11 protein-coding genes are annotated in these 10,186 nt (G+C 68.6%); 8 read left to right on the top strand and 3 right to left on the bottom strand.

All coding sequences use genetic code 11. The features are described 5' to 3' along the window. The 6 genes from G3N61_RS09270 to G3N61_RS09245 all read left to right on the top strand — a co-directional run. Nucleotides 1-376: DUF3156 family protein (locus G3N61_RS09270; protein ID WP_241017657.1), on the top strand; the 376-nt coding region annotated here is incomplete at its 5' end. 63 nt (nucleotides 377-439) lie between these two features. Continuing rightward, nucleotides 440-1,378 carry a helix-turn-helix domain-containing protein gene (locus tag G3N61_RS09265; protein WP_041493501.1) on the top strand — a complete coding sequence of 313 codons (939 nt, stop codon included), beginning with the start codon at nucleotides 440-442 and terminating at the stop codon, nucleotides 1,376-1,378. A 167-nt stretch (nucleotides 1,379-1,545) separates the two neighbouring features. Continuing rightward, nucleotides 1,546-2,754: a porin gene (locus tag G3N61_RS09260; protein WP_043179800.1), complete on the top strand. Its 1,209-nt coding sequence runs from the start codon at nucleotides 1,546-1,548 to the stop codon at nucleotides 2,752-2,754. 201 nt (nucleotides 2,755-2,955) lie between these two features. Continuing rightward, on the top strand, nucleotides 2,956-4,194 hold the full coding sequence (locus G3N61_RS09255; protein WP_205822254.1) for an ABC transporter substrate-binding protein: 1,239 nt from the start codon (nucleotides 2,956-2,958) through the stop codon (nucleotides 4,192-4,194). A 34-nt stretch (nucleotides 4,195-4,228) separates the two neighbouring features. Then, nucleotides 4,229-5,098, top strand: a complete 870-nt coding sequence (locus G3N61_RS09250; protein ID WP_175024285.1) for a sugar ABC transporter permease — start codon at nucleotides 4,229-4,231, stop codon at nucleotides 5,096-5,098. Continuing rightward, a complete protein-coding gene (locus tag G3N61_RS09245; protein ID WP_205822253.1) occupies nucleotides 5,095-5,955 on the top strand; it encodes a carbohydrate ABC transporter permease in 861 nt (286 codons plus the stop codon). Before G3N61_RS09250 ends, G3N61_RS09245 begins: the two co-directional genes overlap by 4 nt. 32 nt (nucleotides 5,956-5,987) lie before the next feature. Here G3N61_RS09245 and G3N61_RS09240 read toward each other — a convergent pair whose 3' ends face one another. Further along, nucleotides 5,988-7,010 (bottom strand): LacI family DNA-binding transcriptional regulator, encoded by a 1,023-nt coding sequence (locus G3N61_RS09240; protein ID WP_205822252.1) that lies wholly within the window; start codon nucleotides 7,008-7,010, stop codon nucleotides 5,988-5,990. 6 nt (nucleotides 7,011-7,016) lie between these two features. Between G3N61_RS09240 and G3N61_RS09235 the strand changes: the two genes are divergently transcribed. Then, a complete protein-coding gene (locus G3N61_RS09235; RefSeq protein WP_179258773.1) occupies nucleotides 7,017-7,937 on the top strand; it encodes a phosphatidylinositol-specific phospholipase C in 921 nt (306 codons plus the stop codon). Here the strand turns inward: G3N61_RS09235 and G3N61_RS09230 are convergent. Next, nucleotides 7,934-8,890, bottom strand: a complete 957-nt coding sequence (locus G3N61_RS09230; protein WP_205822251.1) for an alpha/beta hydrolase — start codon at nucleotides 8,888-8,890, stop codon at nucleotides 7,934-7,936. The two genes, G3N61_RS09235 and G3N61_RS09230, sit on opposite strands and share 4 nt — an antisense overlap. 57 nt (nucleotides 8,891-8,947) lie before the next feature. Beyond that, nucleotides 8,948-9,559, bottom strand: coding sequence for a LysE family translocator (locus tag G3N61_RS09225; RefSeq protein ID WP_043179790.1), 612 nt, complete (start codon nucleotides 9,557-9,559; stop codon nucleotides 8,948-8,950). Nucleotides 9,560-9,645: 86 nt separating this feature from the next. On the opposite strand from G3N61_RS09225, the gene G3N61_RS09220 reads away from it, so the two are divergent. Beyond that, nucleotides 9,646-10,173 (top strand): GNAT family N-acetyltransferase, encoded by a 528-nt coding sequence (locus G3N61_RS09220; RefSeq protein ID WP_205822250.1) that lies wholly within the window; start codon nucleotides 9,646-9,648, stop codon nucleotides 10,171-10,173. Nucleotides 10,174-10,186 lie beyond the last annotated feature (13 nt).

The raw sequence follows: 10,186 nt of genomic DNA, 5'->3' as shown, positions 1-10,186 counted from the left end.
TAGTAGAGATGTTATGGCACTAGATCACGTCGCCGTACACCACGGCGATACACACTTGCCATACACGACGCGCTTGCGATCTACGGTTGCGCTGGCCGCGCCGGGATGCGACCCCGGATTCGCCGACACGCTGGCCGCACTGGTGGCCGAGCCGTCGCTGGCCGACGCGCTGCGGCCGCTGCACCTGACCGACTGCACGATCGACGCGCGCGACGGCCGCTGGACGCTCGCGATCGTGCCGTTCGGCGGCAGCGAGGTCGTGAACCGGATGCCGTCGTTCCGCCGCTACGTCCGTCTGACGGGCGAGCAGGCCGCTGCGCTGTCGGCGGCCTGTCTTGCGTTCGAAACCGCACTACGCAGGATTTTGCACGGGTAAGCTGTGGCGTTGCGCACCGGGGGAACCCGGCGGCCGCGTTTAGGGGTTTTACCGGAGATGCCGATGCTGTTCCAGTCACGCTCACACGAAGACGTGCACGATCACGGGCTCGCGATCGCGGGCTGGCATCAGGTCTATCGCCAGATGACGCCGGGCCGCTTCAAGGGCACCGTCACGCAGGTGCTGTACGACGATTTCCACTTCTTCCGCGAAACGACCAACCGGCGTGTCGCGCAAACCGGGCTCGCGCCGGCCGGGCGCACGTCGCTCGCGGTGCCGCTGTCCGTGCCGCTCGCGGGCACGTTCCAGGGCCAGCCCGTCGACGGCTATGCGCTGCTCGCGCTGCGCGCCGGCGAGGATTTCGAATTCCACACGCCGGAAGGGATGGGGCTCGTCGGGATCAGTGCGGCGTCCGACATGGTCGACGAGCTGTGCGAAGCCGAATTCGGCGCATCCGGCGCGCGCAAGCTGCGCCACGTGACGCGGCTGTCCGACGAGCAGGGCGTCGCGCTCGGCGTGCGGCTGTCGGCGTTGATCGACGACGCGCAGCGCAACCCGGGCCACCTCGAATACGCGGCCACCCGCAAGATGTTCCGCGATGCGATGCTCGGCATGTTCCTCGACGCACTCGAGCAGGGCATCGGCGTCGAGCGCCGCGACATCACGCACGCCACCTACAGCGACATCGTGAGCCGTTGCGAGAAGCATCTGCGCGACCGGCCCGAAGAACCCGTCACCGTGCTCGAACTGTGCCGTGCGCTGCGCTGCAGCCGCCGCACGCTGCAAACGAGTTTCCAGCGCGTGGCCGACGTCACGCCGGTCGGCTATCTGCGCACGATCCGGCTGAATGCGGTGCGCCGCATGCTGCGCACGACGTCGGTGCAGCAACTCGGCGTCGGCGAGGCCGCTGCGAGCTGGGGTTTTACGCACCTCGGCTATTTCGCGCGCGAGTATCGCGACCTGTTCGGCGAGCTGCCGTCCCAGACGACGCGCCCCGAATGACGCACGCGCGCCGCAACGGCGCCGCCGGGCACGGTCGCGGGCAACGCGTGCGACTGTTTGCCGATTTGCGATAGAGGTCCTGAATTTTCGCTGGATAGAGTCCTGTCACCCATATCGATAACCCCATCGATCTGCACTGCGAATCGATGACAACAGAGGGGCGGGACATGAAGATCGGACGACGACTGGCCGCGGCTGCGGCGACGCTGGGTTGCATGCACGCACACGCGCAAACCTCCGGCAGCGTGACGCTGTACGGCACCGTGGACACCGGCATCATCTACTCGACGAACCAGCAGTTCACGCGCGCCGACGGCAGCACGGGCGGCGGCCATGCGTGGCAGATGGGCGGCGGCAACCTCGTGCCGTCGCGCTTCGGCTTCCAGGGCGCCGAGCCGCTCGGCGGCGGGCTCAATGCGGTATTCACGCTCGAGCAGCAGTTCCTGTCCGCGAACGGGCAGGCGCTGCAGGGCGGCACGGCCTTCAGCCGGCAGGCGTGGGTCGGGCTGCGCCAGGACGGGATCGGCACGCTCGGCCTCGGTCGACAGTACGACTCGTACACCGACATGCTCGGCGCGTACGTGTCGAGCAACAACTGGGCGACGCCGTACGGCTCGCACCTCGGCGACGTCGACAACCTGAACGCCGCATTCAACTTCAACAACGCGGTGAAGTTCACCAGCGCCGATTTCAACGGCCTCACGTTCGGCGGCACGTTCAGCTTCGGCGGGCAGGCCGGCGACTTCTCCGCGAAGCGCGGCTACGCGGTGGCTGCGACGTACACGCGTGCGCCGGTCGCGTTCTCGGTCGGCTACCTCGACCTGCACCAGCCGCTCGATGCGGCGCTCGGCGGCGCGAGCGGCTATATCGGCGATTTCGCGTGCAGCAACCCGGGCGCGATGTACTGCCTGCTGCAGGATGCCGGCTCGATGCGCGCGTTCGGCGCGGGCGGGTCGGTCACGTTCGGCGATGCGACGATCGCGCTCACCTACACGCATACGCGCCTCGGCGACAGCCGCTATTTTTCGACCGCCGCGCAGCCGCGCACGCAAGCGTTCACGTTCGACATCGGCGAGCTGAATGCCACGTACATGTTTACGCCTGCGCTGCAAGGCGGCGTGGCCTATATCTTCAATGCCGCGCATACCGACGGGCGCGGCACGACGCGGTTCCACCAGGTGAACGTCGGCACGAACTACAGCCTGTCGAAGCGCACGGCGCTGTATGCGGTCGCGATCGGCCAGATCTCGAGCGGGAAGGGGCTCGGCACCGACGCGGACGGCAACGCGGTGAACTACGCGCAGATCCCGGTGCTTGCGAACAGCAATTCGAGCCGGCAACTGGCGGTGATGGCCGGGATCCGCGTGAACTTCTGATCCGGCCGGGGAGGTCTGGCCGGGGACGCCACGCGGGTGGGGCGTCCGGGCACGGCGGCCGCCTCTCCCGCCGTGTGCCATAAATTCTTAACGATCGGCGTGAACAATGGCGTTCGCTTCAGGCGGCCAGAAGCGTCGCCCGCGTTGCACACGTGTGCAACGCCTGGCCGTCCCGCCACCACGCCGAACGAGAGAGACCTCATGACCTTGCTGAGCCGCCTGCGCGCGCTGTCTGCCGCCCTTGCGCTGTCCTTCGCCGCCACGCACGCCGTTGCCGCGGATCTCGTCATCGCAGGCCGCGACGACATCTACGGCAAGGGGCTGGCCGACGCTGTCGCCGGCTTCAACAAGCTGCACCCGGGCACCGAGATCGAGCTGCTCAAGCTGCCGAACGCGAACCTGTACCAGAAGCTCAAGCTGTCGATGCGCGAAGGCACCGGCGCATACGACCTCGTGATGATGGACGACACGTGGGCACCCGAATTCATCGGCAACGGCTGGCTGAAGCCGCTGCCCGCGTCGCTCGCGGACGCCGATCTCGTGCCGTCCACGGTCGCGCTCGGCCGCAATGCGGCCGGTGCGCTGTACGCGCTGCCGATCGTCGGCAACGTCGAGATGTTCGCGTACCGCAAGGACCTGCTCGCGAAGTACAAGCTGCAGCCGCCGCGCAACTGGGACGACGTGCTGAAGATCGCGCAGACCGTCGGCGGCGCGGACAAGAGCGTGTCGGGCGTCGTATTCCGCGGCACGAAGGGCAACCCCGTCGTGACGGGCTTCCTGCCGATCCTGTGGGCCTACGGCGGCGACGTGTTCGACCATGCCGGTAACGTGACGATCGATTCGCGCGAAGCGCAGGCCGCGCTGAAGACCTTCCTCGCGCTGAAGGCGTCCGCGCCGAAGGACGTCGACGTATATGGCGCAGCGGAAGTGCGCGATGCGTTGCAGCGTGGCACGGCCGCGCAGTCGATCGAGGTGTGGCCGGCGTGGGTGCCGGCGCTCGACGATCCGAAGCAGTCGCGCGTGGTCGGGCAGATCGCATTGCAGCCGCCGCCCGGGCAGACCGCGGGCCCGGCGCCGATGCTCGGCATCTGGCAGATGGGCATCCCGAAGGATGCGCCGCACGCGAAGCTCGCGCAGGATTTCCTCGCGTACCTGACCGCACGCGACACGCAGACGCGCCTCGCCGGCATCGGCCTTCCGCCGACCCGCCGCAGCGTGTTCAACGATCCGGCGCTGGTGCGCCAGTACCGCTGGTATCCGGATCAGCTCAAGGCGCTCGAAGCGGGCCGCGCGCGGCCGCGCGTGAAGGACTGGCAGCAGGTCGAGAGCATTCTCGGCGACCAGCTGCAACTCGCGCTGACGGGGCAGGCCGCACCCGACGCCGCGCTGCGCCAGGCGCAGCAGAAGATCGCGCAGGCGACAGCCGCGGCGGGCAAGTGACGGGGCGCGTCGAACCTTCGCCGGGACACAGCGCATGAAAGCCTTCGGCCGCAGCCTGCCGTTCGTCGCGCTGCTCGGGCCCGCGCTGCTGGTGCTCGCCGCGCTCGCGCTGTATCCGGTCGCGCAGGTGCTGATCGATTCGTTCTGCCAGGTCGACTATTCGGCCGGCCGCCGCGCATTCGCCGGGCTGGCGAACTATCGCGCGGTGCTCGGCGACGACGCGTTCACGGCCGGCTTCGGCAACACGCTGCGCTTCACGGTCGTCGCGTCGCTCGCCGAAGTCGCGCTGGGTTTCGGCCTCGCGCTGCTGTTCGTGCGTGCGTTTCCGGGGCGGCGCATCGCGTTGCCGCTCGCGATCCTGCCGATGATGCTGTCCACGCTCGTGTGCTCGGCGATCTGGCGCAACTGGCTGAACTTCGACGGCTTCCTGAACGCGCTGCTCGCGGCGTTCGGTATCGAAGGCGTGCGCTGGCTGTCCGATCCGCATCTCGCGCTGTGGTCGCTCGCGCTCGTCGACGTATGGCAGTGGACGCCGATGGCGTTCCTGATCGTGCTCGCGGGGCTGCAGTCGATCCCGCAGGAGCTGTACGAAGCCGCGCGCACCGACGGCGCGAGCGAGTGGCAGTGCCTGCGCGACATCACGCTGCCGCTCGCCGCGCCGCAGATCGGCCTCGCGCTGCTGCTGCGCTCGATCGACACGTTCAAGCTGTTCGACAAGGTCTATGCGCTGACGGGCGGCGGCCCCGGCAACGCGACGCAGACGCTGTCGACCTATATCTACGACACGGGCTTCCGCTTCTTCAACGTCGGGCCGGCGAGTGCCGCGTCGGTGCTGATGCTCGCGGCGTCCGCGCTGCTGGTCTCGGGGTACGTATGGCAGACGGTTCGCAAGCGGCGCGCATGACGGCGCAACCCGCCCGCATCACGGGCGCACGAACGGGCGCCGCATTCGGTCGCGCACTGCCGTGGGCGTTGCGCTTCGTCGCGCTCGCACTGTTGCTGCTGCCGTGCCTGTGGATGGCCGGCGCGGCCTTCATGCCGACGCTCGAACGCCTCGATCATCCGTTGCGGATCTGGCCGGCCGCGCCGACCTTCGAGCATTTCGCATCGGTATGGTCCAACGGCATCGGCGCGCCGCTGTTCAATTCGCTGCTGGTCGGCTTCGGCACGACGCTGCTCGCGCTGGCGCTCGCGTTTCCGGCCGCATACGCGCTCGTGCGATTGCGGTTTCCGGCGCGGCTCGACCTGCTGTTCCTGGTGCTCGTGCTCGCGTTGAAGCTGATGCCGCCGATCACGATCGCGGTGCCGCTGTTCGCGCTCGCGAAGCGGCTGCACCTGCTCGATTCGACGCTCGGCCTGATGCTCGCATACCAGATCTACGCGCTGCCGATGGCGATCTGGATGCTGCTCGCGTTCGTGCGCGACGTGCCGATCGAATACGAGGAAGCGGCCTGCATCGACGGCGCGGGCCTGCCTCGACGGCTCGTGCAGATCGTGCTGCCGCTGTGCGCGCCGGGACTGATCGCGACCGCGATCTTCGTGTTCATCGCCGCGTGGAACGAATTCCTGATCGCGCTGCTGTTCGTGTCGACGCCGAGCCGCTTCACGCTGCCGCTCGCGATTGCCGGCTACGTGACGGAGAACGGCATCGACTGGGGCGACCTGATGAGCGCGGGGCTGATGGCGTCGCTGCCCACGCTGGCCGTGGCCGGCTATGTGCAGCGCTACCTGTTGCGCGGGTTCGCGGGCGGGCTGAAGTGACGCGCGGCAACGCCGCGCCCGATCTCCCCGTGTTACTCGCAACTGGCCCGCACCACCTGCGTGACCGGCACGACGCGGGTGCGCGACGGGCCGTCGAACGTCTGCATCCGGTCGGCGAGCAGGTCGACTGCCGCGTGCGCGAGGCCGCGCGTGTCCTGCCGGAGTGTCGTGAGCCGATACGCATCGTATTCGGCGGCCGGGATGTCGTCGAAGCCGATCACGCGCACGTCGTCCGGCACGCGCAACCCGAATTCGCTGCGCGCGACGTCGATCACGCCGAGCGCGAGCAGGTCCGACGAGCAGAACACGCCATCGGGCCGCTTGCCGTTCGCGAACAGTTGCCGCGCCGCTTCGACGCCGCTCGCGTGGGTGTCGGACGGTGTGTCGAGCACGTGCGCGAGCGTCGCGTCGAACGCGTCGCCGCGCCCGATCGCTTGCTCGAACGCGGTGGCGCGCGATTGCGCGCTGTAGCTCGCACCGCGCGGCCCGACGAACGCGAGCCGGCGCGCACCGGCCCGCACGAGCCGCTGCGCCGCATGAACGGCGCCCGCCGCGTTGTCGCTGACGACGATGTCCGCGCCCGGCAGGTTCGCCTCGCGGTTGATCATCACGACCGGGATCCGGTGTTCGAGATACTGCTGCGCGACCGACAGCGGCGGCGACGCGGACGTCATCACGAGGCCCGCGATCCGGTAGCTGAGCAACTGTTCGAGCGATTGCCGGACCTGGCGCGGATCTTCCGCATTGGTCACGAGCGGCGTGAGCGCGCGCTGCCCGAGCGCGGCCATCAGGTCCGACAGCAGCCGCGCGCGGAACGGATTCTCGAACCCGGCCGTCACGACGCCGATCATGCTGCTGCGCTGCGTGATCATGTCGCGCGCGATCAGGTTGACCTGGTAGCCGAGCGCGCGCGCGGCGACCATCACGCGCTCACGCGTCTGCGGCGCGATGCTGGCCGTCGGCGAGAACGCGCGCGACACCGCGGAACGCGAGACGCCCGCGCGTGCCGCGACATCCGACGCCGTTACCCACGGTTTTCTTTCCTTGTCATTCATCGATTCATGATTCCTTCGAGCCACGATACGTGCACGCCGCCTGCCGACTGGATGTCGGCGCTCGACGACGCGCGGCCGCTGCATACGCTGACCCTACCGGGCAGCCATGACACCTGTGCGTATACCGTCGACGATCCGCTCGTGCGCACGCAGCGTGCGCCGCTCGACGCGCAGCTCGCGCAGGGCGTGCGGCTGCTCGACATCCGCTGCCGGCACGTGCGCGATGCGTTCGCGATCCATCACGGCGGCATCGCGCTCGGCATGACGTTCGACGACGTGCTGGCCACCTGTGCGCGTTTTCTCGATGCGCATCCGCGCGAATGCCTCGTGATGTCGGTGAAGGACGAATGGCCGGCGCACGCGTGTACGCGCAGCTTCGATGCGACGTTCGATGCGCATCGCGCGCGGCACCCGCGGCTGCGCTGGCATGCCGGCGGCCCGCTACCGGCGCTCGGCGACGTGCGCGGCGCGATCGTGCTGCTGCGGCGCTTTCGCAGCAGCCGGCCGCTCGGCATCGACCTGACCGCGTGGCCCGACAACGCGACGTTCACGATCGATCATCCCGATGGCGCGTTCGTGATCCAGGACGAATATCGCGTGCCGGTGGCCGCGTCGATCGGCTGGAAGTGGCGTGCGATCGACGCGCTGCTGACGGACCTGCCGTCGCCGGACAGCGGCCGCTGGGCGATCAACTTCTGCAGCGGGACCGGGATGGGTGCGAATCCGTCGGTGGTCGCACACGGTGACGGCAGGGTGCAGGGCATTCATGCGCGGCTGGCCGAACGGCTGCGCGCGCAGCGCGGCCCGTGCGGCGCGATGCTGCTCGACTTCTGCGATGACGACGACTGGGCGCTGGTGCGCGCGCTGATCGCGTGCAACGACCATGTGTCGGCGCCGGGCGTCTGGCGCAAGACGTTTCGCTGTTAGCGGAGATTCGCGCTGAAGAACGCGAGCGCCTTCGTGTCGAGCGTTTCGTGGAATGCCGCGCGATCGAATCCCTTCGCATCGGTACAGACTTCGGGCGAGATGTGCGCCAGTTGTTCGGAGCAAGGCGCGAGAAACGCGAAGTGCGCGGAGTTCGGCACGACGTGGAATTCCGGCCGTTTCGGCAGCATATCGGCCAGCGCCGGGATCGTTTCCGGCTCCACGCCGTCGCCGCCCGCTTCGGACCCCCAGAGCTGGATCGGCGTGTGCACGTCCTTCAGCGTATCGGCGCTCGGGAATTCGTTCATCGGGTCGGCGATCACGTAGGCCTTGATCCGCGGATCGTGTGTCAGCGGCTGGCGTGGCACGTCGCGGTCGCGGATCTGCTTGCAGATCAGCCAGGTCGGATCCGGGCAGGCCACGTGCGCGTGCACGAAATCCGGATTGGCGCCGGCCAGCACGAGGCCCGTATAGCCGCCGCGCGAGAAACCGAAGAAGCCGATCCGCGCCGGATCGATATGCGCGGCGTCGGGCCCGTTGGTCAGCATGTAGTCGACGAGACGCTTGATGTCCTCCGGGCGCTCGACCAGCTCCCGCAGGTCGGCCGCATGGCTCATATCGGTGTGCGTGTCGCCGGGATGGTTGATTGCCGCGACGACGTAGCCCGCGTCGGCGAGCGTTTCGGCGAGATCGTGATGCCCGAAGTAGGTGCCGGCATGGCCGTGCGAGATCACGACGAGCGGCAACTTGTCGCCGACGGTCGGGCAGTTGCGTTGCCCTTTCAACAGGAACGGGCTGATCGTGAGCGGTTGTGCGGGTGTCGCGCAGGGCGTCCAGATGGCCGCGCGCAGCTCGGGGCCGGCCGCGTCGGCCGGGATGCTGGCGAACTTGACACCGGCCGCGTGCGCGACCGTGGCGGACAGGCAGAGCAGGGCAGCCGAAAGCCAGGTTTTCATGTCGATTCCCGGGGAATGGAGGCGCGACGCGGCGCGACGTGCGCCGGACAGATCCGCTCAGCGCGTCGCGATCGCCACTGCCGCACCGGCCATCGCGGTCGCGCTCGTGCGGTTGGCGATCCGCTTCGCGCGCGCCGACGTCAGGAAAGCCCGTGCGCGCGATGCAAGCAGCGACCAGAAGCAGTCGGCCAGGATCAGGACCGCGAGCATCGTGCCGACCAGTTCGGCCCATGCGGTCACGCCGACGTGCGCGAGATCGACGATGGTCGGCAGCAGCGCGAGATAGAAAACCGCGATCTTCGGATTGCCGAGCGTCACGGCCATGCCCGCGACGAACATGCGCCACGGCGACTGGCCGCGCGGCAGGTCGTCGGCGCCGGTTTCGGTCGGCGCGGTCCACATCTTCCATGCGAGGAACAGCAGGTACGCGACGCCGAGCAGCTTCAGCACGATCAGGCCGGTCTCGAACGTGCGGGCGAACGCGGACAGCCCCGCGACCGCGAGCGTGAGCCACAGTGCTTCGCCGAGCCACATGGCCGCCAGGAACGGCAGCACGTCCCGCACGCCGTTCGTCAGCACGCGCGCGACCAGCGCGGCGACGCTCGGCCCGGGCGTGCCGGCGGTGACGAGCAGGGTGACAGCGAAGACGGCGAGCGCGGACAGCGTCATGACGGACCTCGTGGGCGGGCGTTCGAAACGTATGAAGTTTCGATTATAGTGACGGCCGTTCCAGACTGTCTGCCTGAGTTGCCGTCATGACTGCACCGATCCTGATCCGTCCCGCCACGCGGGAAGACGCGGCCGCGATGGCCGCCGTCGAAGTGGCCGCCGCGCAGCGGTTTCGCGAAATCGGCATGACCCACATCGCGGAAGCCGAGCCGACCGATACGGCCGCCGTGCTCGTGCGCATCGATGGCGGCCGGGCTTATGTGGCGGTCGATGCGCAGGGAGTGTGCGTCGGGTTTGCGTTCTACCGGCTGCTCGATGCACAGCGGCTTTACCTGGAAGAGCTGGATGTCGCGCCGTCGCATGCCGGACAGCGGATCGGCGCGCGGCTGATCGAACAGGTGATGGCGCGCGCGGCGCACGAAGGCCTCGCGGAGGTCGTGCTGTCGACGTTTCGCGACGCGCCGTGGAATGCGCCGTACTACGCGCGCCTGGGTTTCGAGGTGCTCGACGACGCGAGGCTCGACGATTTGCTGCGTACCATTCGCGCGTATCACGTGTCGCTCGGGCTCGACGAGACGCAGCGCGTATTCATGCGGTTGCGCGTTTCGGGCTGATGCAGGCCCGGCG

Origin of the sequence: Burkholderia sp. Ac-20349, from assembly GCF_017104865.1 — a bacterium.
GTDB lineage: Bacteria > Pseudomonadota > Gammaproteobacteria > Burkholderiales > Burkholderiaceae > Burkholderia > Burkholderia aenigmatica.
This window is presented reverse-complemented; position numbering and strand designations above follow the sequence as displayed.

Coding starts and splice junctions, on each gene's coding strand:
- G3N61_RS09250 (WP_175024285.1), top strand. CDS start 4,229: ATGAAAGCCTTCGGCCGCAGCCTGCCGTTCGTCGCGCTGCTCGGGCCC.
- G3N61_RS09260 (WP_043179800.1), top strand. CDS start 1,546: ATGAAGATCGGACGACGACTGGCCGCGGCTGCGGCGACGCTGGGTTGC.
- G3N61_RS09230 (WP_205822251.1), bottom strand. CDS start 8,890: ATGAAAACCTGGCTTTCGGCTGCCCTGCTCTGCCTGTCCGCCACGGTC.
- G3N61_RS09235 (WP_179258773.1), top strand. CDS start 7,017: ATGATTCCTTCGAGCCACGATACGTGCACGCCGCCTGCCGACTGGATG.
- G3N61_RS09255 (WP_205822254.1), top strand. CDS start 2,956: ATGACCTTGCTGAGCCGCCTGCGCGCGCTGTCTGCCGCCCTTGCGCTG.
- G3N61_RS09245 (WP_205822253.1), top strand. CDS start 5,095: ATGACGGCGCAACCCGCCCGCATCACGGGCGCACGAACGGGCGCCGCA.
- G3N61_RS09240 (WP_205822252.1), bottom strand. CDS start 7,010: ATGAATGACAAGGAAAGAAAACCGTGGGTAACGGCGTCGGATGTCGCG.
- G3N61_RS09225 (WP_043179790.1), bottom strand. CDS start 9,559: ATGACGCTGTCCGCGCTCGCCGTCTTCGCTGTCACCCTGCTCGTCACC.
- G3N61_RS09265 (WP_041493501.1), top strand. CDS start 440: ATGCTGTTCCAGTCACGCTCACACGAAGACGTGCACGATCACGGGCTC.
- G3N61_RS09220 (WP_205822250.1), top strand. CDS start 9,646: ATGACTGCACCGATCCTGATCCGTCCCGCCACGCGGGAAGACGCGGCC.